The organism is Pseudomonas sp. TMW22089, from assembly GCF_022496645.1.
GTDB classification, from domain to species: Bacteria; Pseudomonadota; Gammaproteobacteria; order Pseudomonadales; family Pseudomonadaceae; genus Aquipseudomonas; species Aquipseudomonas paraversuta.
On the sequence record NZ_SCFG01000005.1, the window covers coordinates 69,920 to 93,248 of the forward strand.

General features: G+C 59.2%; 20 protein-coding genes and 6 pseudogenes. 13 read left to right on the forward strand and 13 right to left on the reverse strand.

Annotation, left to right across the window (positions count from 1 at the left end):
* Nucleotides 1-119: 119 nt before the first annotated feature.
* The 3 genes and pseudogenes from EQV90_RS06945 to EQV90_RS06955 all read left to right on the forward strand — a co-directional run bounded on the left by EQV90_RS06945 (nucleotide 120) and on the right by EQV90_RS06955 (nucleotide 3,784).
* A pseudogene (locus EQV90_RS06945) lies at nucleotides 120-796 on the forward strand (response regulator).
* Nucleotides 793-2,139, forward strand: a complete 1,347-nt coding sequence (locus EQV90_RS06950) for an ATP-binding protein (protein WP_003442847.1) — start codon at nucleotides 793-795, stop codon at nucleotides 2,137-2,139. Before EQV90_RS06945 ends, EQV90_RS06950 begins: the two are co-directional and overlap by 4 nt.
* A 310-nt stretch (nucleotides 2,140-2,449) precedes the next feature.
* Nucleotides 2,450-3,784, forward strand: a complete 1,335-nt coding sequence (locus EQV90_RS06955) for a dicarboxylate/amino acid:cation symporter (RefSeq protein WP_003442846.1) — start codon at nucleotides 2,450-2,452, stop codon at nucleotides 3,782-3,784.
* Nucleotides 3,785-3,833: 49 nt separating this feature from the next.
* Here the strand turns inward: EQV90_RS06955 and EQV90_RS06960 are convergent, their stop codons facing one another.
* Nucleotides 3,834-4,328: a SprT family zinc-dependent metalloprotease gene (locus EQV90_RS06960; RefSeq protein WP_010655746.1), complete on the reverse strand. Its 495-nt coding sequence runs from the start codon at nucleotides 4,326-4,328 to the stop codon at nucleotides 3,834-3,836.
* A 155-nt stretch (nucleotides 4,329-4,483) separates the two neighbouring features.
* Entirely contained in the window at nucleotides 4,484-5,086 is a 603-nt protein-coding gene (locus tag EQV90_RS06965) for a Yip1 family protein (protein WP_240877930.1), read from the reverse strand.
* A 267-nt stretch (nucleotides 5,087-5,353) separates the two neighbouring features.
* On the opposite strand from EQV90_RS06965, the gene ttcA reads away from it, so the two are divergent.
* Nucleotides 5,354-6,178, forward strand: a complete 825-nt coding sequence (gene ttcA / locus EQV90_RS06970; protein WP_003442843.1) for a tRNA 2-thiocytidine(32) synthetase TtcA — start codon at nucleotides 5,354-5,356, stop codon at nucleotides 6,176-6,178.
* A 24-nt stretch (nucleotides 6,179-6,202) separates the two neighbouring features.
* Nucleotides 6,203-6,874 carry a DNA-3-methyladenine glycosylase I gene (locus tag EQV90_RS06975; protein ID WP_240877931.1) on the forward strand — a complete coding sequence of 224 codons (672 nt, stop codon included), beginning with the start codon at nucleotides 6,203-6,205 and terminating at the stop codon, nucleotides 6,872-6,874.
* Between the two features lie 321 nt (nucleotides 6,875-7,195).
* Here the strand turns inward: EQV90_RS06975 and EQV90_RS06980 are convergent.
* The 7 genes and pseudogenes from EQV90_RS06980 to arsC all read right to left on the reverse strand — a co-directional run.
* Nucleotides 7,196-7,282, reverse strand: a pseudogene (locus EQV90_RS06980) (DUF2069 domain-containing protein); the annotation flags it as partial.
* A gap of 59 nt (nucleotides 7,283-7,341) precedes the next feature.
* Nucleotides 7,342-7,428: pseudogene (locus EQV90_RS06985) on the reverse strand (DUF2069 domain-containing protein); the annotation flags it as partial.
* Nucleotides 7,429-7,487: 59 nt separating this feature from the next.
* Nucleotides 7,488-7,605: pseudogene (locus EQV90_RS06990) on the reverse strand (DUF2069 domain-containing protein); the annotation flags it as partial.
* A 28-nt stretch (nucleotides 7,606-7,633) separates the two neighbouring features.
* Nucleotides 7,634-7,720: pseudogene (locus tag EQV90_RS06995) on the reverse strand (DUF2069 domain-containing protein); the annotation flags it as partial.
* Between the two features lie 205 nt (nucleotides 7,721-7,925).
* Nucleotides 7,926-8,339 carry a DUF2069 domain-containing protein gene (locus EQV90_RS07000; RefSeq protein WP_003442841.1) on the reverse strand — a complete coding sequence of 138 codons (414 nt, stop codon included), beginning with the start codon at nucleotides 8,337-8,339 and terminating at the stop codon, nucleotides 7,926-7,928.
* Nucleotides 8,332-8,937 (reverse strand): NAD(P)H:quinone oxidoreductase, encoded by a 606-nt coding sequence (wrbA, locus tag EQV90_RS07005; RefSeq protein WP_010655748.1) that lies wholly within the window; start codon nucleotides 8,935-8,937, stop codon nucleotides 8,332-8,334. The genes EQV90_RS07000 and wrbA overlap by 8 nt, the downstream gene beginning before the upstream one ends.
* Nucleotides 8,934-9,287, reverse strand: coding sequence for an arsenate reductase (glutaredoxin) (gene arsC, locus EQV90_RS07010; protein WP_003442835.1), 354 nt, complete (start codon nucleotides 9,285-9,287; stop codon nucleotides 8,934-8,936). Before arsC ends, wrbA begins: the two co-directional genes overlap by 4 nt.
* Before the next feature lie 126 nt (nucleotides 9,288-9,413).
* Between arsC and EQV90_RS07015 the strand changes: the two genes are divergently transcribed.
* Nucleotides 9,414-9,878, forward strand: coding sequence for a TlpA disulfide reductase family protein (locus tag EQV90_RS07015; protein ID WP_003442832.1), 465 nt, complete (start codon nucleotides 9,414-9,416; stop codon nucleotides 9,876-9,878).
* An 87-nt stretch (nucleotides 9,879-9,965) separates the two neighbouring features.
* On the opposite strand, the gene EQV90_RS07020 is transcribed toward EQV90_RS07015, so the two are convergent.
* Genes EQV90_RS07020 through EQV90_RS07035 form a run of 4 tightly spaced genes read right to left on the reverse strand, consistent with a single transcriptional unit; the run spans nucleotide 9,966 to nucleotide 14,654 of the window.
* A complete protein-coding gene (locus EQV90_RS07020) occupies nucleotides 9,966-10,370 on the reverse strand; it encodes an META domain-containing protein (protein WP_003442829.1) in 405 nt (134 codons plus the stop codon).
* Nucleotides 10,367-10,804: a hypothetical protein gene (locus EQV90_RS07025; protein ID WP_003442826.1), complete on the reverse strand. Its 438-nt coding sequence runs from the start codon at nucleotides 10,802-10,804 to the stop codon at nucleotides 10,367-10,369. The genes EQV90_RS07020 and EQV90_RS07025 overlap by 4 nt, the downstream gene beginning before the upstream one ends.
* Before the next feature lie 50 nt (nucleotides 10,805-10,854).
* Nucleotides 10,855-11,844: a 2-hydroxyacid dehydrogenase gene (locus EQV90_RS07030; RefSeq protein ID WP_003442823.1), complete on the reverse strand. Its 990-nt coding sequence runs from the start codon at nucleotides 11,842-11,844 to the stop codon at nucleotides 10,855-10,857.
* Nucleotides 11,845-11,888: 44 nt separating this feature from the next.
* Entirely contained in the window at nucleotides 11,889-14,654 is a 2,766-nt protein-coding gene (locus EQV90_RS07035) for a response regulator (protein WP_003442820.1), read from the reverse strand.
* Between the two features lie 200 nt (nucleotides 14,655-14,854).
* Here EQV90_RS07035 and EQV90_RS07040 point away from each other — a divergent pair, with 200 nt between their 5' ends.
* The 7 genes and pseudogenes from EQV90_RS07040 (at nucleotide 14,855) to EQV90_RS07070 (ending at nucleotide 23,261) form a co-directional block, all read left to right on the forward strand.
* Nucleotides 14,855-15,583 (forward strand): response regulator transcription factor, encoded by a 729-nt coding sequence (locus tag EQV90_RS07040; RefSeq protein ID WP_010655749.1) that lies wholly within the window; start codon nucleotides 14,855-14,857, stop codon nucleotides 15,581-15,583.
* Nucleotides 15,573-16,937 (forward strand): sensor histidine kinase, encoded by a 1,365-nt coding sequence (locus EQV90_RS07045; protein WP_240877932.1) that lies wholly within the window; start codon nucleotides 15,573-15,575, stop codon nucleotides 16,935-16,937. The genes EQV90_RS07040 and EQV90_RS07045 overlap by 11 nt, the downstream gene beginning before the upstream one ends.
* Before the next feature lie 201 nt (nucleotides 16,938-17,138).
* Nucleotides 17,139-18,041, forward strand: coding sequence for a cysteine synthase CysM (gene cysM / locus EQV90_RS07050; RefSeq protein ID WP_029612294.1), 903 nt, complete (start codon nucleotides 17,139-17,141; stop codon nucleotides 18,039-18,041).
* Nucleotides 18,041-19,393, forward strand: a complete 1,353-nt coding sequence (gene rlmD / locus EQV90_RS07055) for a 23S rRNA (uracil(1939)-C(5))-methyltransferase RlmD (protein ID WP_010655751.1) — start codon at nucleotides 18,041-18,043, stop codon at nucleotides 19,391-19,393. The genes cysM and rlmD overlap by 1 nt, the downstream gene beginning before the upstream one ends.
* A 119-nt stretch (nucleotides 19,394-19,512) precedes the next feature.
* Nucleotides 19,513-21,764: pseudogene (relA, locus tag EQV90_RS07060) on the forward strand (GTP diphosphokinase).
* Between the two features lie 95 nt (nucleotides 21,765-21,859).
* Complete coding sequence (gene mazG, locus EQV90_RS07065; protein WP_003442803.1) at nucleotides 21,860-22,693, forward strand: nucleoside triphosphate pyrophosphohydrolase; 834 nt, start codon at nucleotides 21,860-21,862, stop codon at nucleotides 22,691-22,693.
* 22 nt (nucleotides 22,694-22,715) lie between these two features.
* Nucleotides 22,716-23,261 carry a DUF2058 domain-containing protein gene (locus EQV90_RS07070; protein WP_003442800.1) on the forward strand — a complete coding sequence of 182 codons (546 nt, stop codon included), beginning with the start codon at nucleotides 22,716-22,718 and terminating at the stop codon, nucleotides 23,259-23,261.
* The last annotated feature ends 68 nt before the right edge of the window (nucleotides 23,262-23,329 follow it).

The following is a 23,329-nucleotide window of genomic DNA, read 5'->3' on the forward strand; positions in this document are numbered from 1 at the left end:
GCTGGCGGCCATGCTGTGCAATTGTTCAGAGTATGTTCAGGGCACACGACATACTGTGTGTGGCTAAGCTATATAGGACGCACGTCCTTCAAGACGCGGTTTTTGCCTGGGAGAGCGCAATGAAATTGCTGGTGGTTGAAGATGAGGCGTTATTGCGCCATCACTTGCAAACCCGTCTGACCGAAAATGGCCATGTGGTCGAGTCGGTGGCCAATGCCGAAGAGGCGTTGTACCAGACCGGGCAGTTCAATCATGATTTGGCGATGATTGATCTGGGATTGCCGGGTTTGGGCGGTCTCGAGCTGATTCGCGAACTGCGCAAGCGCGGCAAGACGTTCCCGATCCTGATCCTCACGGCTCGTGGCAACTGGCAGGACAAGTCGAAGGGCTGGCAGCAGGGGCCGACGATTATGTGGTCAAGCCGTTCCAGTTCGAAGAACTGGAAGCACGTCTGAATGCATTGCTGCGTCGTTCCAGTGGTTTCACCCATTCAACCATTGTCGCTGGCGAACTGGTGCTGGACATCAATCGCAAGCAGGCAGTACTTGAGGGCGAACCCCTGGCGCTGACCGCCTATGAATACCGGATACTTGAATACCTGATGCGCCATCACCAGCAGGTGGTGGCCAAGGACCGACTGATGGAACAGCTGTACCCGGATGACGAGGAACGTGATCCGAATGTGATCGAGGTGCTGGTCGGGCGCCTGCGACGCAAGCTTGAGGGGGCAAACGGCTTTAAGCCAATCGATACGGTACGCGGTTTGGGGTACCTGTTTACTGAGCGCTGTCGTTGATCCGTTCGCTGCGCGTTCGATTGATGCTGGCGGCCACACTGTTGGCCGTGCTCTTTATGCTTGCGCTGTTACCGGCGATGCAGGGGGCGTTCAGCCTGGCGCTCAAGGATGCGATCGAGCAACGCTTGGCATCCGATGTGAGTACGCTGATCTCGGCGGCCAGGGTTGAAAGAAATCATTTGAAAATGCCGGCATTGCTGCCGGACGAAGAGCTGAATCTGCCTGACAGCCGGATGCTCGGCTATATCTATGACCGCGAGGGGCGTCAGGTCTGGCGCTCGCGGGCGACTCAAGAAGAATCCATCAACTACAAACCGCGCTACGACGGGCGCGGTAACGAGTTTGCGAGTATTCGTGAAGACAATGGCGAAGAGTTCTTTGTCTACGATGTCGAGGTCAAACTGCTGGGCGGCAAAAGTGCAGCGTTCAGCTTTGTCGCCCTGCAACCAATGCGAGAGTACAACCTGACCCTCGAGGGGCTGCGTGAAAACCTCTATCTGGGGTTCGGTGCGGCCCTGGGTGTACTGCTGGCTTTGCTGTGGATCGGTTTGACTTGGGGGTTACGTGCCTTGCGACGTTTGAGCCAGGAGCTGGACCAGATTGAATCCGGTGAGCGCGAAAGCCTCAGCGAACAGCATCCTCGTGAGTTGCTGCGTTTGACCGGCTCATTGAACCGTCTGCTGCAAAGTGAGCGCGAGCAACGTACGCGTTATCGTGATTCCCTCGACGATCTGGCCCACAGCTTGAAAACCCCGTTGGCGGTGCTGCAAGGCGTCAGTGAAAGCATGGCCCAGCGTCCGCAAGATCGTGAACAGGCCTGGGTGCTGCAAAGTCAGATTGAACGCATGAATCAGCAAATCAGCTATCAGTTGCAGCGCGCCAGCTTGCGCAAGAGCGGTCTGGTACGCCACCAGGTGGAGCTGATTCCGGTGGTTGAAAGCCTGTGTAACACGCTGGACAAGGTCTACCGCGACAAACGGGTCAAGGTCAGTTGTGACATACCGCCATTGAGTCATGTGCCCATTGAACAAAATGCGTTGCTGGAGTTATTGGGCAACCTGCTGGAAAACGCCTATCGACTGTGTCTTGGACAAGTGCGCATCAGCTTGCATCGCAATGCTTATGGGGTTGAAGTCTGCGTGGAAGACGATGGTCCCGGCGTACCGGCTGATCAGCGCGCTCGGATCTTGCGCCGCGGCGAACGTCTGGATCGCCAGCACCCGGGGCAGGGTATCGGGCTGGCAGTGGTCAAGGACATCATTGAAAGTTATGACGCCAAACTCACCCTGGATGACTCATCCCTGGGCGGGGCGGCATTTCGAATTCATTTCCCGGCTTTGTAATCCCCAGCAGGGGGCGGTCTGTTTAAGGCGGATATCCGCCATCTGCGCCGCCACACCCCTTCGAAAAGGCGGAAACCCGCCAACTATTGTCCGACAAGATCCCTGCGCTATTTCCCTCCAGGCGAGTCGCCTGCGCTATTGCGAGGCTTTTGTTCAATGTGGCCCGCGCCTTGCAAAGTGTGTTGTGAGAGGTCTGCCGCTAGAGCAGCTCAACACAACAAATCCCTCCAAGTACAGGAGGGTTCGCGCTTTGGGTATCACCGGTCTCAGATGGAATGACGACTGAGTGATGCACTTGAGGAACTTTGCAATGACGACTCGTCAGCCACTGTACAAATCCCTGTATTTGCAAGTGATCGTAGCGATTGCTATCGGTATTTTGCTGGGCCATTACTACCCGGAAACCGGGGTTGCACTCAAACCCCTGGGTGATGGCTTTATCAAACTGATCAAGATGGTAATCGCGCCCATTATTTTCTGTACGGTGGTGAGCGGTATCGCCGGCATGCAAAGCATGAAGTCGGTCGGCAAGACCGGTGGTTATGCGTTGCTCTACTTTGAAGTAGTGTCGACCATCGCCCTGCTGATCGGGCTGGTTGTGGTGAACGTGGTTCAACCGGGCGCGGGCATGCACATTGATGTGGCCACCCTGGACGCCTCCAAAGTAGCGGCCTACGTGACTGCCGGTGCGGACCAGAGCATCGTTGGTTTCATCCTTAACGTGATCCCTTCGACCATCGTCGGCGCGTTTGCCAATGGCGACATCCTGCAAGTGCTGATGTTCTCGGTGATCTTCGGTTTCGCCCTGCATCGACTGGGTGCTTACGGCAAGCCGGTGCTGGACTTTATCGATCGCTTCGCCCACGTGATGTTCAACATCATCAACATGATCATGAAGCTGGCGCCACTGGGTGCGCTGGGTGCCATGGCGTTCACCATCGGTGCCTACGGTGTGGGTTCGCTGGTGCAACTGGGTCAGTTGATGATCTGCTTCTACATCACTTGCGTGTTGTTCGTACTGGTCGTACTGGGCGGCATCGCTCGCGCTCACGGCTTCAGCATCCTCAAGCTGATTCGCTACATCCGTGAAGAGCTGCTGATCGTTCTGGGCACCTCCTCGTCGGAATCGGCCCTGCCACGCATGCTGGTGAAGATGGAGCGTCTGGGGGCGAAGAAGTCGGTAGTGGGTCTGGTCATTCCGACCGGCTACTCGTTCAACCTCGATGGCACTTCGATCTACCTGACCATGGCTGCCGTGTTCATTGCGCAAGCGACTGACACCCACATGGACATCACTCACCAGATCACTCTGCTGCTGGTGCTGCTGCTGTCGTCCAAAGGTGCTGCAGGCGTGACCGGCAGTGGCTTTATCGTACTGGCCGCGACCTTGTCGGCTGTAGGCCACTTGCCGGTTGCCGGTCTGGCGCTGATTCTGGGTATCGACCGTTTCATGTCCGAAGCCCGTGCCCTGACCAACCTGATTGGTAACGCTGTCGCCACGCTGGTGGTTGCCAAGTGGGTCAAGGAACTGGACGAAGACAAGCTGCAGGTGGAGCTCAGCTCCGGTGGCAGCCCGTTGAATGACATGCGTCCTGTGGACGACCTGGGCGTAGCTGAAGGCGCGGCCCCGGTGCTGTCGAAGTAAGCTCAGGCGGATAAAAAACCCATCTTCGGATGGGTTTTTTTATGCCTGTTCATTCGACGCGGGTTTCACCACTGAACACCAGCGTGTTGCGGCAGCGCCGGCACAGGTAGCCACGACCTTGCTTGACCAGGCCGTGGCGCTGGGCGGAAAACGCAAAATCGCTGTCCGGGCAAGGACAGCGGTAGATATAGCGCGTGGCGCTGCGGCGTTTGATGGCGTAGGTGTGGCAGCGGTTGGGCGGCAGTTCATAGACCCCGCGCATGATCAACTGCCACTCTTCGCCATGGGGCGTGATGCGGTCGCCAAACAATTGGTGGGCAATCAGGTGAGCGACCTCGTGAGCGACTGTTTGCTTGATGAAGTCTTCACTGTTTTCGCGGTACAGCTGTGGATTGAAACGCAGCAGGTTTTCGTGCAAATGCGCGACACCGGCCTTTTGCCCACGTAGCTTGAGGCTGACCACGGGGCGTTTGAAAGGGCGTTTGAAAAATTTTTCGGCCTGTTGAAAACAGTCTTCGACGCGGGTATTGAGCAACTCGGGCATGCGGTTCGGTTCTCCAGAGCTGGCGATTATGCCGCAAGCGGCAGGAGTTCCGAAGCTGATCACGCCCAATGGTCATACAACCATTCTGTACCTGCAGGAGCGAGCGTGCTCGCGAGGTTTTTCAACCCCAACCCTCGCGCCTGCAGGGTTTGCGCTCAGTTGGTATAGACCGGACCTACCCCCAGGCCCCAGATGATCACGGTAAACGCCATGATCGCGACCAGCACCACCAGGCCGACTGCCAGCACTGAACTGGAAAACAAAAACCCTTCGTCCGGGTCGATGTTCATAAAGGTCGGCAGGCCGACATAAAGCAGGTACACGGTGTAACAAATGGCCGCGGTGCCGACCATCATGCCCAGCCACATGTGCGGATACAGAGCGGCCAGTCCCCCGATAAACAGGGGCGTAGCGGTGTAAGTGGCGAAGGCGATGCAACGGGCCATGCTTGGTTGCGCATCATAAGTACGCGCCATCCAGTGAATAAAGGCCCCCATCACGCCTACGCCCGCCAGCATCGCGATATAGGACATCAGGGTCATCCACAAGGCGCTGTCGATGGTCAGCATCACTGCTGCCCGGCTGCCGATGGACCAGCCGACCTGTGTGGTGCCGATAAACGCCGAAATGGCCGGTATGGCAGCCAAAATCAGGGTGTGGGTGAAGTACATGTGGCCGATGCTTTCCTCTGCATCGCCACGGATTTCGCGCCACTCTTGATCGGGATGGGTGAAAAGCCCCACTACGTGATGGATCATGGCTATCGCTCCTGTAAAAAACGCATCGCCCCAGAGGGACACGTGCCGGTCGCGCAGCCAGATGGTGGGTTCAGATACATGGGCATGCGGCCTTAGTCGCAGTATAGGGAAACTGATGCCCAATGAACCCGGGCCCTTAGAGCATATTGCGCTGTCAGGCGCCGGCTTATTGCGTTGCTGTCTTTAACCTTTGCAGGGGCTTCGTACAGCGGGTTTTTTTAAGTAAAATCCCCGGTTTTTGGTCTTAACTCGCGGATTTGAAGCGCTATGGGCACTCTTTCGGTCTCTCAAAATAAACTCCAGAAACGCTTGCGCCGACTGACCGGTGAGGCTGTGGCCGACTTCAACATGATTGAGCACGGCGACAAGGTGATGGTCTGCCTGTCGGGTGGAAAAGACAGCTACACGCTGCTGGATGTGCTGCTGCACCTGCAAAAGGTCGCGCCCATCCAGTTCGAAATCGTCGCCGTGAACATGGACCAGAAACAGCCGGGCTTTCCCGAGGACGTGTTGCCGGCCTATCTGAAGTCGTTGGGTGTGGAATATCACATCGTTGAAAAAGACACCTACTCGCTGGTCAAGGAACTGATTCCTGAAGGCAAAACCACCTGCTCGCTGTGCTCGCGCTTGCGGCGCGGCACGCTGTACACCTTTGCCGATGAGATAGGTGCGACCAAGATGGCCCTGGGGCATCATCGCGATGACATCGTTGAAACCTTCTTCCTCAACATGTTCTTCAATGGCAACCTCAAGGCGATGCCGCCCAAGCTGCGCTCCGATGACGGTCGCAACGTGGTCATCCGGCCGTTGGCCTACTGTAACGAGAAAGACATCCAGGCCTACTCCGATTGGCAGCAGTTCCCGATTATTCCGTGCAATTTGTGCGGCTCCCAGGAGAACCTGCAGCGTCAGGTGGTTAAAGACATGCTGGTGGAATGGGAGCGCAAGACGCCGGGCCGCACCGAGAGTATCTTTCGCAGCCTGCAAAACGTGATGCCGTCGCAACTGGCGGACCGTAACCTGTACGACTTCAAGAGCCTGAAGATTGACCAAAACGCCGCACCGCGGTTCGTCAATCTGCTCAATCTGTAAGTCTGATAGCCAAGAGGAGAGGGCATGCGCGACTACAAATGGCTGCATGAATATTGTTTGAATCGCTTTGGTTCGTCAGCCGCCCTGGAAGCCGAGTTGCCCGTCCCCAAAACTGCTGAGCAGTTGCGCCGGATCAGTGACGATCGCTACCTGTCGACCCTGGCCTTGCGGGTGTTTCGCGCGGGCCTCAAGCACAGTGTGGTGGATGCCAAGTGGCCGGTATTTGAACAGGTTTTTTTCGGTTTCGACCCTGAAAAAGTGGTGCTGATGGGGGCCGAGCATCTGGAGCGTCTGATGCAGGATGCACGGATCATCCGTCACCTGGGCAAGCTCAAAAGCGTGCCGCGCAACGCGCAGATGGTGCTCGACATTGCCCAGGAACACGGCAGTTTCGGCGCCTTTATTGCCGACTGGCCGGTGACCGATATTGTTGGACTGTGGAAATACCTGGCCAAGCACGGGCACCAGTTGGGCGGGCTGTCGGCGCCGCGCTTTTTACGCATGGTCGGCAAGGACACTTTTGTGCCGAGCTATGACGTGGTGGCGGCGCTGAATGCGCAGCAACTGGTGGACAAGGCACCGACCAGCTTGCGCGACCTGGCGATAGTGCAGAACGCTTTCAATCAATGGCATGCCGAAAGCGGCCGGCCCATGTGTCAGTTGTCACAGATGCTGGCGTTCACGGTTAATCACTGACATTAGGGCGTTTTTATCGCTGGCAAGCCAGCTCCCACAGAGTATGCATATAACTTATGGGAGCTGGCTTGCCAGCGATGAACTCAAGCGCCTTCACCCGCCAGTCGGCGGTCCAGTTGATAGCGCTAGCGCACATGCCGCATGCCGCATGGCGCTGCCAAACACTGCCACGCTGGCAAGCGCCTTCACCCGCCAGTCGGCGCTCAAGTTGATAGCGCCAGCGTACATGCTGCATGGCGCTGCCAATCGCTGCCACGCTGGCAAACCAGCTCCCACAGAGAGTGCATTTGTCTTGTGGGAGCTGGCTTGCCAGCGATGGATTCAAGCGCCTTCACCCGCCAGCCGGCGGTCCAGTTGATAGCGCCAGCGTACATGCTGCATGGCGCTGCCAAACACTGCCACGCTGGCAAATCAGCTCCCACAGAGAGTGTATTTAACTTGTGGGAGCTGGCTTGCCAGCGATGGATTCAAGCACCTTCACCCGCCAGCCGGCGGTCCAGTTGATAGCGCCAGCGCACATGCAGCATGGCGCTGCCAAACGCTGCCACGCTGGCAAGTCAGCTCCCACAGAGAGTGTATTTAACTTGTGGGCGCTGGCTTGCCAGCGATGGATTCAAGCGCCTTCGCCCGCCAGCCGGCGGTCCAGTTGATAGTGCCAGCGCACATGCAGCATGGCGCTGCCAAACGCTGCCACGCTGGCAAACCAGCTCCCACAGAGAGTGCATTTGTCTTGTGGGAGCTGGCTTGCCAGCGATGGAATCAAGCGCCTTCACCCGCCGGCCGGCGGTCCAGTTGATAGCGCCAGCGTACATACAGCATGGCACTGCAAAACACTGCCACGCTGGCGAGTCAGCTCCCACAAAGCGTGCATTTAGCTTGTGGGAGCTGGCTTGCCAGCGATGGATTCAAGCGCCTTCACCCGCCAGCCGGCGGTCCAGTTGATAGTGCCAGCGCACATGCCGCATGGCGCTGCCAAACACTGCCACGCTGGTAAGCCAGCTCCCACAGAGAGTGCATTTAGCTTGTGGGAGCTGGCTTGCCAGCGATGGATTCAAGCGCCTTCACCCGCCAGCCGGCGGTCCAGTTGATAGCGCCAGCGCACATACAGCATGGCACTGCAAAACACTGCCACGCTGGCTGCGATTTCCAGCAAACCGAACACCTGCCGGTTCGGGTCGAATGCGGCCAGTGCACCTTTGATCAAGTACAGGTTGACCACATAGCAGGTGAACGAGTGCCCGCGTGCGCTGCCCATCAGCATGCCCGGCACCAGAAACATCAGCGGCACCAGTTCGATCAGCAAGATCACCCAGGGGCGCGCGCCATGCAGGTTGGCGAACCCCAGGTAATAGACGCAGAGCAGGCCGACCAGCCCGAAGAAGCTCACCAGGCTCAGTACCCGCATCAGCTTTACCCGGGGTGCCAGCCACTCGATGGAGGGCAACACTTTTGGCTTTTTAGCCACGGGTGTTCTCCAGTCTCAGGGCGGTGGTCGCCAGGCGCTGCCCCAGTGCCCGGCACAGGGCTACTTCGTGCTCGTCCAGCTTGCGCTTGCCATCGGCTCCGGCATGGTGGCTGGGACCGTAGGGAGTGCCGCCGCCCGTGGTATTGAGCAGCGATGTCTCACTGTAAGGCAGGCCGGTGATCAGCATGCCGTGATGCAGCAAGGGCATCATCATCGACAGCAGGGTGGTTTCCTGGCCGCCGTGCAGGCTGGCGGTGGAGGTGAACACGCCGGCAGGCTTGCCGACCAGGGCACCGGTCAGCCACAGGTTGCTGGTGCCATCCAGAAAGTACTTGAGCGGGGCGGCCATGTTGCCGAAACGGGTCGGGCTGCCGAGCGCCAGACCGGCGCAGTTTTTCAGGTCGTCAAGGCTGGCATACAGCGCGCCCTCGGCCGGAATGTCCGCAGCCACGGCTTCGCATTCGCTGGAGACGGCCGGCACGGTGCGCAACCGCGCTTCAAGGCCGCCCTGCTCGATGCCCCTGGCGATTTGCCGGGCCATTTCATTGGTCGAGCCATTGCGGCTGTAATACAGCACCAGAATGTAGGGTGTGCTCACGGCAGGATCTCCAGGACTTTTTCAGGCGGACGGCCAATGACCGCTTTATCACCTGCCACCAGAATCGGACGTTCGATCAATTTAGGGTGTGCGGCCATCGCGGCGATCAAATCCTCGTCACTGAGGCCGGCATCGCCCAGGTTGAGGGTTTTGTATTCCTCTTCGCCGGTGCGCAGCAACTGGCGCGGGCTGATGTCGAGTTTGCCCAGCAGGCTGTGCAATTGCGCAGCGTCCAGAGGGGTATCGAGGTAGCGCACCACGGTAGGGGTGAGGCCGCGGGCTTCAAGGATTTCCAGCGCACCGCGGGATTTCGAGCAGCGCGGATTGTGATAAAGCGTCAGATCGGTCATGTGCGGGTCGCATCTTGCGTAAGGTGGCGGCTATTCTACCCGTCTGGCGAGCGTGTCTGAACCGCATGCGGTGATTGGCCGCCGTACAAAGATTTTTTGACTGTATTTACCCACAAGGATCAACACATGTTTAAGCGGCTTTTGGCGGTAGTTACCGTCGCCACCACGTTACTGCTGAGCGGTTGCGGTATTGATTACGGGGTCGATCAACATGGACAGAAGGTCGCATCCGAGCGTCTGGACAAGCAATGGAAGGTCATTAATTACTGGGCCGAGTGGTGTGGCCCGTGCCGCATTGAAATCCCGGAACTCAATGAGCTGGAGAAGCAGTTGCAGGGGCAGTCGGTGGGCGTGTTCGGGGTGAACTACGATGGCTTGCAGGGCAAGGAGCTGAGCGATGCCAGTTCTGCGATGGGCATCACCTTCACCGTGCTGGCGCAAGATCCGGCCGAGCATTTTGATCTGCCGCGCAGCGAAGCATTGCCGGTGACCTACATCATTGATGAGAAGGGCAAGGTCATGGCGCAGATGATGGGCGAGCAGACCGCCGCCGGGGTATTGGCCAAGATCAAGGAACTACGCGGTAATTAAGCCCGCTGCCCTGTAGAAGCGAGCGTGTTCGTGATCTTTTAATCTTCAAAGATCACGAACCGGCCCGCTGCTGCAGTGGCGCGGCAATCAGCCTTCTTCAGGCCACAGCCGCAACGGCTTGCCTTCGGCAGGCCAGAAACGCACCTGTTCGATCGGGGAGATGTCCCAGCGCTGTACGGTTTGCAGGGCTTCGAAGAATCGTTGCTCCTGCTCCATCAACGCCGGAGCACAGGCTTTGCGGGTGCTGCCGACGCCACCAAAGGTCAGTTTGTCGCCGTCCAGGGTGTAGGGCGCAAACCAATGATTACAACCACCGTTGCCATAGGCCCGGCCGCCTTCATCGAAGGTCACGGTCAGATGGCTGTAATCCATCAGTGGCCGCTCGCCAATCCATTCCACGACGTAGGCACGGTTGTGCTGCAATTGCACCGGATCGCCTGCGCAGCCTGCCAGGCTTGCGCCCAGCAATGCCAACAGGGTCAGGTGTTTCATAGCGCGGCCTTTTGGCATTGCGGGCACTGGTGCTTGCTGCCTTCAGTGCTCCAGCCCAGCTCGGCAATGCGCAGGCTGGCGGCAGGTTTCTGCGCTTTGGTACCGAGCTTGGCGTCTACCGCGAACTCGAACTTCAGTTCTTTGCCACAGGCATCGCAATTGACTTGCCATTGATGAATCGCCAACTCACCGAAAACCGGTCCTTTGGTGACGGCAACCCACTGGCCGCGCGGGTTGATCAGGTGGCGCACTTTGTCGACGGTCAGGCGCATGGACAAGTCCTTGCTGCCTTTGAGCGTCACGATCAGTACGTCACCGGTCTGGATCGAGCCACCGTTGCCGGTGACTTGATACAGGCCTGGCGCCAGGGCGCGGCATTCAATCAGGGTGTGCTGCGGGTTAAGCAGGCTGTAGCGAAAATCGTGTTCGACCATGGGTCCTCCAAATAGGCCGCTATGCTAGCACGCAGCCGAGGTCTGGCCTTTCAACCTTCGATCAGGTTTTGTGGCGTGCCGTTGCTCCAGGCCGCAATGTTGTCCAGTGTGGTGCCGGCAATCGCGCTGAGTGCCTCGCGGGTGAGAAAGGCCTGGTGCGCAGTAATGATCACGTTGGGGAAGGTCAGCAGCCGCGCCAGCACGTCATCCTGCAACGGTAAATCGGAGCGGTCCTCAAAGAACAGCTGGGCTTCCTCCTCGTACACATCCAGTCCCAGGTAGCCCAACTGACCACTTTTCAGCGCCTCGATCAGTGCCGGTGTGTTGACCAGTGCACCGCGCCCGGTATTGATCAGCATGGCGCCATGTTTGAGGGTCGCCAGCGACTGGCTGTTGATCAGGTGCTTGTTATCCGCAGTCAGCGGGCAGTGCAGGCTGATGATATGCGAGCCTGCCAGCAGCTCGGGCAAGCTTACATACTGCGCACCCAGTGCCAGCAGTTGTGCATTTGGATACGGGTCAAAGCACAGCAGCTTGCAGCCGAAGCCGGCCATGATTTTGCCGAAGGTCGCGCCGATCTGGCCGGTTCCGACCACGCCCACGGTCTTGCCGACCAGGTCAAAGCCGGTCAGCCCGTGCAGGGTGAAGTCGCCTTCGCGGGTTCGGTTGTAGGCGCGGTGCAGGCGGCGGTTAAGCGCCAGGATCAGGGCCACGGCATGTTCGGCCACAGCATGGGGCGAGTAGGCGGGAACCCGCACAACGCTCAAACCCAGGCGCTTGGCGGCGGCAAGATCGACATGGTTGTAGCCGGCCGAGCGCAGGGCGATCAGGCGGGTTCCGCCAGCGGCCAGTTGCTCCAGTACCGGGGCACTCAAATCGTCGTTGATAAACGGGCAGACCACCTCGTAATCATGGGCAATGGCCGCGGTATCGAGGCTCAGGCGCGCCGGTTGAAAGTGCAGTTCAAGACCCTCGGGTTGCGCGGCGGCAGTAAAACTGTCGCGGTCGTAGGTCTGGCTGCTGAACAGGATCGTGCGCATGAGATCTTCCTTGGGGTGTGTGGGGTGGTGACGGTCTTGCCTGGTTACGCGGTACTGCGTGCCTCTTTGGCCAGGCGGATAATGGCCTCGTCCAGTTCGTTGAGGGCGGCGTAGGCGTGAGGGCTTTCTTGCTTGAGCAGGGTTTCGCTGCGCTGGCAGGCGGCACGCAATTGCGGTACCCCGCAGTAACGTGTTGCACCGTGCAGACGGTGTACGCGTTCGATCAGTGCATTGTTGTCCTGGTCCTTGCGCGCCAACAGGATCGCTTCACGATCTGCCTCCAGCGAGGCCAGGAGCATGGCTAGCATGTCGATAGCCAGATCGGCTTTGCCAGCGGCCAGTCGCAGGCCTTCTTCGTGATCAAGAATCGGTAGTTTGGCGTTGGGGCGGGCAGGCTCGTAGCCGCTGTCCTGGACTTGATTGCGCAACGCCAGCCCGGTCCACTTCAGCACCACTTGCGCCAACTGCCGTTCGCTGATGGGTTTGGTCAGGTAGTCGTCCATGCCGCTCTGCAGCAGGGCGCGTTTTTCGTTGGCCATGGCGTGGGCCGTCAGCGCGACAATGGGCAGCGGCGCATTGTGCTGCCCGGTTTCCCACTGGCGCACCACTTCGGTGGTTTCCCGCCCGTCCATGCCGGGCATCTGGACGTCCATCAGCACCAGGTCGAAGGCTTCATTCTTGACCGCTTCAATGGCGGCATAGCCGCTGTCCACGGCCGTTACCTTGGACCCCATGTCTTCCAGAAGGGTTTGCACCAGCAACAGGTTGGCCGGGTTGTCATCGACGCACAAAATCCGCGGTGCACGGCTGGCCAGCAGTTCGCCGGGCTCGGTGCGGGCCTGTCGCGGGTTGATCAGGTCGGCCAGGGTGCGCCGCAGTTTTCGGGTGCAGGCAGGTTTGGATTGCAACTGGCTGTGGGGATTGGGCACCGCCGTATTGAACAGGACCTGCTCGGTGGTCGGGCACAGCACCAGGACTTTGCAGCCCATATGTTCGAGGTCCCAAATATGCTGGTTGAGGCGCTCGGGCGGCATGTCTTTGGCCGTGACCCCAAGGACCGCCAGATCAATGGCCTGAGGCGTCTGATGGGCACCGGTCACGCAATTGGTGAGCTTCTCCAGGGTGGTAAACGGCGTGACTTCAAGTCCGCAGTCTTCCAGTTGATGCTGCAATGCCTGGCGTGCCAGATCGTGTTTCTCCAGCAAGGCTACGCGACGGCCCGGCAGCGGGGCGGCGGGCAAATCTTCAGCATCGTCCCGGGCTTTGGGCAGCTTGACGCTGATCCAGAACACCGAGCCTTCGCCGGGGGTGCTCTCAACGCCAATTTCGCCGCCCATCTGTTCCACCAGACGCTTGGAAATGACCAGTCCCAGGCCAGTACCGCCGGGTTGGCGTGACAGGGAATTGTCGGCCTGGCTAAAGGCCTGGAACAGTGCCCGTACATCCTGGCTGGTCAGGCCGATACCTGTGTCTTGCACGCTGATGCGCAACTGCACGCAGCCGTCGGCATTATTGTCATCTTCATCTTCGAGCATGGCCCGCACCGCAATCGTGCCCTCGCGGGTGAACTTGATGGCGTTGTTGACCAGGTTGGTGAGGATTTGCTTGAGCCGTAACGGATCGCCAATCAGCGACAGGGGTGTGTCACGGTAGACCAGACTGACCAGCTCCAGGCTTTTTTCGTGGGCTGACGGGGCAAGGATGGTCAAGGTGTCCTGTAACAGGTCGCGCAGGTTGAACGGGGTACTGTCCAGTACCAGCTTGCCGGCTTCGATTTTCGAGAAGTCCAGAATCTCGTTGATGATGCCCAGCAGGCTGTCGGCAGATTTCTCTATGGTGCTCAGGTAATCGTACTGGCGGGGTGTCAGCTCGCTTTTTTGCAGCAAGTGGGTGAAGCCCAGGATGCCATTGAGCGGGGTGCGGATTTCGTGGCTCATGTTGGCCAGAAATTCGGACTTGATGCGGCTGGCCTCAAGCGCTTCCTTGCGGGCCAGATCGAGCTCCAGGTTCTGGATCTCGATGGTTTCGAGGTTTTGACGCACGTCCTCGGTGGCTTGGTCGACGCTGTGTTGCAGTTCTTCCTGGGCATTTTGCAGGGTTTCGGCCATGCGGTTGATGCCGGAGGCCAGTTCGTCCAGCTCGTGGCTGCCCAGGGGTGGCAAGCGGGTTTGCAACTTGCCGTCCTTGAGCTGGGACACGGCATGTTTGATCCGGTCCAGGGGAGCATTGATCGTGCGACTCAAACGCAATGCCAGCAGCGTGGTAAACACCAGTCCGCTGACAATCAGCATCAAGCTGGCAAACAGGCTGCGGTAGCCGCGCAGCAGCATGTTGTTATGGGACAGTTCAAGCTCGACCCAGCCCAGCAGGCGATGGGCTTCGTTAGGTATTACATCGCCCGCCAGGTTGCGATGACGACCAAATACGGGCAACAGATAGCGTGTGGCATCGTTGTCGGAGCGCTGCTGTAGTTGGGTGCCGTAACCCAGTGGCGGCTGGTTGATCATGGTGGGGCCGGCATGCACCAGAGGCTCGTGGTTGGCATCAAGGAATGCCACGGACCTTACATCTTGTTGTTCCAGGGCTTCGTTGGCGATGCGGGTCAGCAGGGCAATGTCATTGCGGCCCATTGCGGGGGCAGCCAGGGGGGCGAGCTGTTCGGCGATCATTTCGCCGCGTTGCAACAGTTGCGCTTGCAGCTCTGACTGCTGCAACCACGTGAAGTAGCCACCCAGTACCATCGCCATCAGCGTGACGGGCAATAACGTGAGCAACAACACACGACCTTTGATACCCAGGTTCTTAAGCACGCAACTCTCCAGCCCTACATTCTTATAAGTGTTTCCTGAGCGTCCGGCGCAGGCCAGGTGCCAGTGTAGCCATTTGAAGCATGGCAAATCCGTGAAAATTTGTCGTCAAGGCCTGGATCAGGCTTTGTAGACCCTGTGCCGGTTGCTCGTGGTGGCCCAATATTGAATAATCGATGATTGAGAATTACTTGCAGACGCTAATGAATCCCGTAGCTGTTAGCCCGTCCCGCCTGTTGGCGATAGAAGACGACCCTGTTCTGGGCGCCTACCTGCATGAGCAGTTGCTGCGCTGCGGGTTTGAGGTCGTTTGGTGTCAAAACGGTCAGGAGGGGCTGGCACGTGCCCGGCAAGAACCGTTTGACGTGGTGCTGATGGATATCCTGCTGCCGGGCATGAATGGCCTGCAGGTGCTCACGCAATTGCGCCAGACCCATGCACTGCCAGTGATTCTGATGTCTGCCCTGGGGGCCGAGGCGGATCGTATCAGCGGCTTTCAGCTGGGAGCCGATGACTACTTGCCCAAACCGTTCAGCATGGCCGAATTGCGGGTGCGGATTCAGGCCATCCTGCGCCGGGTCGCGCTGGATCGCATGCCGCGCCAGGCACCGGTGGCGGATGGGGCCCCGGGCGAGTGCGAGCTGTTTGTCGATGAAGAAACTGCCGATGTGCGCTATGGCCAGCAATGGGCCGGCCTGACCCGCAGTGAATACCGTTTGCTCGACACGCTGCAGCGCAATCCTGATGAAGTACTGAGCAAGGCATTCCTCTATCAACAGGTGCTGCAGCGCGGCTATGCGGCCCACGACCGCAGCCTGGACATGCATATCAGCCAGATCCGGCGAAAACTCAAAACCATCGGCTACCACACACGGGAAGTGCGTACGGTGTGGGGCAAGGGGTACGTCTTGAGTGCCAGCGATGCGCTGTAAGGTGCCCGGCAAGCATTCGGTGTTCTGGAAACTGGCGTGTTTGCTGGTGGCTTTTTGTTTGTTGATGATCTGGCTCAGTTGGTCCTGGGGCCGCTACATGGACAAGCGCACCGGCTATTTAACCGAGCTGGCACAGAGCACCCTGGTGCGCTATGCGGGGGAGGCCGAACGCGCCTGGGAGACCGGCCAGCAAGCGGGTGTCGACCAGTGGTTGCAGAAGATGGGGCGCAAGGAGCCGGGCTGGATCGGTGTGGTGGGGCAGGACCTGCAAGCACTCAGCAGTTATCCGTTGAGCGAGACCGAAAGTCAGCGAATGACCTTTCTGCGCGGTCTGGACTGGCCCATCAGCCACGTCAGAACGGCCCGGCCGTGGATCAAGGTGCCGTTCCCCAAGGATACTTCTGCGGGGTACCTGATTATTGAACTGCCCCAGCGCTTTATGCCGGGCCATTCGCAACTGATCTGGCGCATTCTCACCAACGGTGTGATTCCGGGCATGTTCACGTTGCTGCTATGTGTGGGGCTGTACCGCTTACTGATCGTGCCGCTGAACCATTTGCGCGAGCAGGCCAGCGCCTGGCGGGCCGATCAGCTGGGTACAAGGCTGTCGAGCCAGACCACCAGCCGTCAGGACGAGCTGGGGGACCTGGGGCGGGCATTCGATCAAATGTCCGAGCGCCTGCAAAGTACCGTCAACCAGCAGCAACAACTGCTGCGCGATTTGTCCCATGAGTTGCGAACGCCTTTGAGTCGGCTGCGGGTGGCCTGTGACAGCGAGCAGGACCTTGAGGCCCTGCGCGAACGTCTGGGCCGTGAAGTTGACGGCATGCAGCGGCTGGTCGAAGACACCCTGCAACTAGCCTGGCTGGATGCCGAACGCGGGCCGTTGCCGGTGGAAGACATTCAGATCCAGGCGCTGTGGGAGATGCTCACTGAAAATGCCGGCTTTGAAAGTGGCTGGCCGCAATCGCGTTTGCCCTGCTTTGTTGAAGCTGATTGTTGGGTGCGAGGGCATTTGAACAGCCTGGCCCAGGCCCTGGAGAACATCCTGCGTAATGCCATTCGTCACTCTCCGGCCGAAGGTACTGTCAGTCTGAACGGGCAGCGCGAGGGCGAGATGTGGCATTTGTGGCTCGATGATCAGGGCGGCGGGGTGGCGCCTGAAGAGCTGGAACGGATCTTCGCCCCCTTTACCCGGCTCGATGGTTCACGCCCGGGTGATGGTGGCTTTGGTCTGGGCCTGAGCATTGCGCGCAATGCGCTGCGGCTGCAGGGCGGCAGTTTGTGGGCGGAAAATGTCGGGCCGGGCTTGCGGGTGCATATCCGGTTACCGGCCAGTCCCGGGCAGCCCTGATTACTTGTGGGGGCTTGCCGGCGCTGGGTTTTTTTCACCCCGGGTTGTTCACCTCACAGGCAAGCCGTCTGCCACCGGGTTTGCAGTGTTTGCCCGGGAGGCTTATAGCCTTTCGCCATAAGCACCGTACTTTGCGTGATATGGGCTGTGGGCGTTTGTCGGTATGATGTGCGGCCCCGCGGTCTGGATTGCGAATACGCCATGATATTGCAGTACCCAACTATCGCCGATTGCGTCGGCAACACCCCGCTGGTGCGCTTGCAGCGCCTGGCGGGAGACACCACCAATACCTTGTTGCTCAAGCTCGAAGGGAATAACCCTGCGGGTTCGGTCAAGGATCGCCCGGCTCTGTCGATGATCAGCCGCGCCGAAAACCGCGGCCAGATCCAGGCCGGCGATACCTTGATTGAAGCCACCTCGGGCAATACCGGGATTGCGCTGGCCATGGCTGCCGCGATCAAGGGCTACAAGATGATCCTGATCATGCCCGACAATTCCAGTGCCGAGCGCAAGGCCGCCATGACCGCCTATGGCGCCGAGCTGATTCTGGTCAGCCAGGAAGAGGGCATGGAAGGGGCCCGCGACCTGGCCGACAAGATGCAGGCCGAAGGCCGTGGCAAGGTGCTCGATCAGTTCGCCAACGGTGATAACCCCGAGGCGCATTACACCAGCACCGGCCCGGAAATCTGGCGCCAGACCCAGGGTACGATCACCCACTTCATCAGTTCGATGGGTACCACCGGCACCATCATGGGCGTTTCGCGCTATCTCAAAGAGCAAAACCCGAACGTGCAGATCGTCGGTTTGCAGCCGATGGAGGGCGCCGCCATTCCGGGCATCCGTCGTTGGCCACATGAGTATCTGCCCAAGATTTATCAGGCCGACCGGGTTGACCGGATCGTCGACATGGCCCAGCGCGAAGCCGAAGACGTGACGCGTCGCCTGGCCCGGGAAGAAGGCATTTTCTGCGGTGTGTCTTCAGGCGGGGCAGTGGCAGCGATGCTGCGCTTGTCCCAGGAAGTCGAAAATGCGGTGATGGTCGCGATCATTTGCGACCGGGGCGATCGTTATCTGTCGACCGGCATTTACGATGAGCCGAACTGATGGCTAAGCAAGAAAGAGGGCTGCGCTTCCAGCCAGCTGGCGGTACCAAGGCTGCGCAAGTGCCTGTGGGCAAAAAACAGCGTTTGAACATCGAGCGTCTGGCCAACGATGGCCGTGGCATAGCCTTTGTAGAAGGGCGTACCTGGTTTGTCTCGGGCGCCCTGGCCGCAGAGGAAGTAGAAGCACGGGTTCTGGGGGCGCACGGTAAAGTCGTCGAAGCGCGTACCGAGCGCGTGTTCAAGGCCAGCGACGTACGGCGCGTGGCCCCTTGTGCCCATGCAGGTAAATGCGGTGGTTGCAGCCTGCAACACTTGCCCCATGAAGAGCAGCTTGCACTTAAACAGCGCATGCTCGCCGAGCAACTGTCCCGCGTGGCCGGTGTCGAACCTCAGGAGTGGGCGCCGCCGCTGACCGGCCCCGAGTTCGGCTATCGCCGCCGGGCACGCATTGCCGTGCGCTGGGATGCGCGGGCCAAGCACCTGGAGGTCGGTTTCCGCGCTGCCGGCAGTCAGGACATCGTGGCCATCGATCACTGTTTGGTGTTGGTACAGGCATTGCAACCTATCATGGCCGGGTTGCCTGCCATGTTGCGTCAACTGAGCAATCCCAAGGCCTTGGGGCATGTCGAACTGTTCAGCGGTTCGGCGATTGCCGTGTTGCTGCGTCATATGGCACCGCTTAACGATGCCGACATGCAGGTTTTACAAGCATTTTGCCGTACCCATGACGCCCAGCTGTGGCTGCATGGCGACGCCGGGCCACAGCCGGTCGATGTGAACCAGAACCTGGGCTACCGTTTGCAGACGTGGAATCTGGAGTTGGCCTATCGCCCGGGCGATTTTGTTCAGGTCAATGCCGGCGTCAACGAAGCGATGGTGTCTCAAGCATTAGCGTGGCTTGCTCCGCAAGCTGATGAACGGGTTCTTGACTTGTTCTGTGGGCTGGGTAACTTCGCATTACCGCTGGCGAGCCAGGTGCGCGAGGTGGTGGCTGTCGAAGGTGTTGCGACCATGGTCGAACGCGCCGCGCAAAACGCGGTCAGTAACAAGCTGAATAATGCAGCGTTTTTCCAGGCGGACTTGTCGCAGCCGCTGGACGACGCAGCCTGGGCCAAAGAGGGCTTTGCCGCCGTACTGCTCGACCCGCCGCGTGACGGGGCTTATGAAGTGGTGCGCAAACTGGCGGGGCTGGGTGCCAAACGTTTGGTGTATGTGTCGTGCAACCCGGCAACGCTGGCGCGCGACACCCTTGAGTTGATGAAGCAGGGTTATCGGTTAAAACGTGCCGCAATCCTCGATATGTTCCCGCAAACAGCGCATGTCGAGGCGATGGCGTTATTTGAAGCAGACTAGGACGTCTGTCTATTTCAACCGGCCCGCAACCCCGTGCTGCTGAGCCCTGCAGCGCGTGGTTGGTATTAGGGGCGGTGATTTTGACACATTGAATCTGTGTCGTAGGGAAGGTAAGCAAGATGGTACAGGTCAGAGCACACCAGCCGATCAACACCGACGGCAGTCTCAACCTCGAGGCATGGCTTGATCACGCGGTGAGTGTCGATGCGGCGCTGGACCGTGAAGCCTTGAAGGAAGCGTGCGAGTTTGCGCGTGAGGCGGAACAGCAGGCCAATGCGGCTAAAAACCTGTGGGCCGAAGGCATGTCGAGCTTTCGCACCGGTTTGGAAATCGCCGAGATTCTCGCTGATCTCAAGCTGGATCAAGACTCTCTGGTGGCAGCGATTCTTTACCGCTGTGTTCGCGAAGGGCAGGTGCAGTTGCCTGCCGTCAGTCAGCGCTTTGGTCCGGTGGTGGCCAAACTGATTGATGGCGTGCTGCGCATGGCGGCCATCAGCGCCAGTCTCAGTCCCCGTCAGTCCATGGTGCTGGGCACCCAGGGCCAGGTCGAAAACCTGCGTAAGATGCTGGTCGCCATGGTCGATGACGTGCGTGTGGCACTGATCAAGCTGGCCGAGCGCACCTGCGCCATTCGTGCGATCAAGAATGCGCCGGATGAAAAGCGTAACCGGGTTGCCCGCGAAGTGTTCGATATTTACGCGCCGCTGGCACACCGTCTGGGTATCGGCCATATCAAGTGGGAACTGGAGGACTTGTCCTTCCGCTACCTCGAGCCTGAACAGTACAAACAGATTGCCACTTTGCTGCATGAGCGCCGGCTTGATCGCGAGCGCTTTATCAGTGACGTGATGAACCAGTTGCGCACTGAACTGGTGGCCACCGGGGTTGACGCCGATATCAGCGGCCGGGCCAAACATATCTATTCCATCTGGCGCAAAATGCAGCGCAAGGGCCTGGCCTTCAGCCAGATCTATGACGTGCGTGCGGTCCGGGTTCTGGTCCCGGAGATGCGCGACTGCTATACCGCGCTGGGTATCGTCCACACGTTGTGGCGACACATTCCCAAAGAGTTCGACGATTACATCGCCAACCCCAAGGAAAACGGCTACCGCTCGCTGCACACTGCGGTGATCGGGCCTGAAGGCAAGGTGCTGGAAGTGCAGATCCGCACCCACGCCATGCACGAAGAAGCGGAGCTGGGGGTTTGCGCACACTGGCGTTACAAGGGCACCGACGTAAAAGCCGGGTCCAACCAGTACGAAGAGAAAATCTCGTGGTTGCGCCAGGTGCTGGAATGGCACGAAGAGCTGGGAGACATTGGCGGCCTTGCCGAGCAGCTGCGGGTCGATATCGAGCCGGACCGGGTTTATATCTTCACCCCTGACGGTCATGCGATCGACTTGCCCAAAGGCTCCACACCGCTGGACTTCGCTTATCGGGTGCATACCGAGATCGGCCACAACTGCCGTGGCGCCAAGATCAACGGGCGCATCGTGCCGCTCAACTACACCCTGCAAACGGGTGAGCAAGTCGAGATCATCACCAGCAAGCACGGCACGCCGAGCCGCGACTGGCTGAACCCGAACCTGGGCTACATCACCACGTCCCGGGCGCGGGCCAAGATCGTTCACTGGTACAAGTTGCAGGCCCGCGACCAGAACGTTGCCGCCGGTAAAACCTTGCTCGAGCGCGAGCTGAGCCGTTTGGGCTTGCCGGGTGTGGACTACGAGAAGCTCGCTGACAAAGCCAACATGCGAACCGCCGAGGACATGTACGCGGCCCTCGGTGCCGGCGATCTGCGGTTGGCGCAACTGATCAACCTGGCGCAACAGCTGGTGGAGCCGGAGCGCGGCAACGAGCAGATGGAGCTCATTCCCCGCAAGGCCACCGGCTACAAGCCGGGCAAGCGTGGAGATATCCAGATCGAGGGCGTGGGCAACCTGCTGACCCAAATGGCCGGATGCTGCCAGCCACTGCCGGGCGATGCGATTGTCGGCTACATCACCCAGGGTCGTGGTGTGAGCATCACCGTCAGGACTGCGCCTCGGTGCTGCAACTGGGCAGTCGTGAGCCAGAGCGGATCATTCAGGTCAATTGGGGGCCGATCCCGGTCTCGACCTATCCGGTCGATATCGAGATCCGTGCCTACGACCGTTCGGGATTGTTGCGTGACGTGTCCCAGGTGCTGCTCAATGAGCGGATCAACGTGCTGGCGGTCAATACCCGCTCGAACAAGGAGAACAACACGGCGTTGATGTCCTTGACCATCGAGATCCCGGGGCTGGATGCATTGGGGCGTTTGCTGGGGCGGATTTCGCAGCTGCCGAACATCATCGAAACCCGCCGCATAGGGCGCAGCGAGCCACGCTAGCGGCGAGCTTTGAGCAGCAAGCAGCAAGTTAAAGCCGGGCGCGGTCTGTCTTGGTTTTCTCTTGCAGCTTGCCGCTAAAAAACTGAAGGATCCTGATGCATACCTTGGACGATTTGCTGTTTTTGATGACCCGACTGCGGGATCCGCAGTACGGCTGCCCGTGGGATATCAAGCAAACCTACGCCACGATCGTGCCCTATACCCTCGAAGAAGCCTACGAAGTGGCTGATGCCATTGAGCGCAGCGACTTCGAGCATTTACAGGGCGAACTGGGCGATCTGCTGTTTCAGGTGGTGTATTACAGCCAGCTGGCCCGCGAAGAAGGGCGGTTTGAATTCGCCGGGGTGATCGACAGCATTACCCGCAAGCTGATTCGTCGTCATCCCCATGTATTCCCGACTGGCGATCTGTATGCGCCGCTGGATGTGCCGCGCCTGAGCGAAGAGCAGGTCAAGGTGCGCTGGGATGAGATCAAGGCCCAGGAGCGAGCAGAAAAGTCTGCGGCACCCGAGCAGTTGTCGTTGCTCGATGACGTGCCTGTGGCCTTGCCGGCCTTGTCCCGGGCCGCCAAGTTACAAAAGCGCGCGGCTCAGGTCGGGTTTGACTGGCCTGCTGCTTTGCCGGTACTGGACAAGGTTCGTGAAGAGCTGGACGAAGTGCTGGAGGCCATGGCGGATAACGATTCGGTGGCGATCCATGATGAGATTGGAGACCTGCTGTTTTCAGTGGTAAACCTCGCCCGGCACCTTAAAGTTGATCCCGAAACAGCCTTGCGCGGTGCCAATGCTAAATTTGACCGACGTTTCCGGTTTATTGAGCAGGCATTGCGCGATACCCTGCGTCCCATTGAAGATTGCACCCTTGAAGACCTGGACGCCCTGTGGGGCGAAGCCAAGCGTCAGGAAAAGAATTTACCCAGCTGCGGCTGAGTTTGCCTAAGTGAGTAAGTAGATGAGCATTTCCCTACGCGACCAGTTGCTCAAAGCCGGACTGGTCAACGAGAAGCAGGCCAAACAGGCCGGCAAAGAAAAGCAAAAGCAGCAACGCCTGGTACACAAAGGCCAGATTGAGCAGGACGATACTCAGCAGCGTCTGGCTGCCGAAGCCAAGGCCGAAAAGGTCAAGCGCGACCAGGAGCTCAATCGTCAGCAACAGGAAAAGGTCGAGCAAAAGGCCCGCGCGGCGCAGATCAAGCAACTGATCGAAGTATCGCGTCTGCCCAAGCTGACCACCGAGGACTATTACAACTTCGTTGACGACAAGAAGGTCAAGCGCCTGTCGGTCAACACCTTGATGCGCAACAAGCTGGCCAATGGTTCGCTGGCAATTGTGCAGCACCAGGGTGGTTACGAAGTTATTCCCCGTGAGGCCGCACTGAAGATCCAGGAGCGCGACCCGCGCCGTATTGTCCAGCTCAACATCCTGGTGGAGTCGAAGACGCCGGAAGAAGACGATCCGTACGCGGCTTATCAGATTCCGGACGACCTGATGTGGTAACCCTGCAGGAGCGAGCTCGCTCCTGCAGGTGTTGATTGCCCCGGATACGACAAACCCCGCTTCGGCGG

Coding starts and splice junctions, on each gene's coding strand:
- EQV90_RS07070 (WP_003442800.1), top strand. CDS start 22,716: ATGAGCATTTCCCTACGCGACCAGTTGCTCAAAGCCGGACTGGTCAAC.
- EQV90_RS07030 (WP_003442823.1), bottom strand. CDS start 11,844: ATGCGCACGATCCTGTTCAGCAGCCAGACCTACGACCGCGACAGTTTT.
- EQV90_RS06965 (WP_240877930.1), bottom strand. CDS start 5,086: ATGATCCATCACGTAGTGGGGCTTTTCACCCATCCCGATCAAGAGTGG.
- EQV90_RS06975 (WP_240877931.1), top strand. CDS start 6,203: ATGCGCGACTACAAATGGCTGCATGAATATTGTTTGAATCGCTTTGGT.
- EQV90_RS06955 (WP_003442846.1), top strand. CDS start 2,450: ATGACGACTCGTCAGCCACTGTACAAATCCCTGTATTTGCAAGTGATC.
- mazG (WP_003442803.1), top strand. CDS start 21,860: ATGCATACCTTGGACGATTTGCTGTTTTTGATGACCCGACTGCGGGAT.
- rlmD (WP_010655751.1), top strand. CDS start 18,041: ATGGCTAAGCAAGAAAGAGGGCTGCGCTTCCAGCCAGCTGGCGGTACC.
- EQV90_RS07015 (WP_003442832.1), top strand. CDS start 9,414: ATGTTTAAGCGGCTTTTGGCGGTAGTTACCGTCGCCACCACGTTACTG.
- cysM (WP_029612294.1), top strand. CDS start 17,139: ATGATATTGCAGTACCCAACTATCGCCGATTGCGTCGGCAACACCCCG.
- EQV90_RS07020 (WP_003442829.1), bottom strand. CDS start 10,370: ATGAAACACCTGACCCTGTTGGCATTGCTGGGCGCAAGCCTGGCAGGC.
- EQV90_RS07045 (WP_240877932.1), top strand. CDS start 15,573: ATGCGCTGTAAGGTGCCCGGCAAGCATTCGGTGTTCTGGAAACTGGCG.
- ttcA (WP_003442843.1), top strand. CDS start 5,354: ATGGGCACTCTTTCGGTCTCTCAAAATAAACTCCAGAAACGCTTGCGC.
- EQV90_RS06960 (WP_010655746.1), bottom strand. CDS start 4,328: ATGCCCGAGTTGCTCAATACCCGCGTCGAAGACTGTTTTCAACAGGCC.
- EQV90_RS07040 (WP_010655749.1), top strand. CDS start 14,855: ATGAATCCCGTAGCTGTTAGCCCGTCCCGCCTGTTGGCGATAGAAGAC.
- arsC (WP_003442835.1), bottom strand. CDS start 9,287: ATGACCGATCTGACGCTTTATCACAATCCGCGCTGCTCGAAATCCCGC.
- EQV90_RS07025 (WP_003442826.1), bottom strand. CDS start 10,804: ATGGTCGAACACGATTTTCGCTACAGCCTGCTTAACCCGCAGCACACC.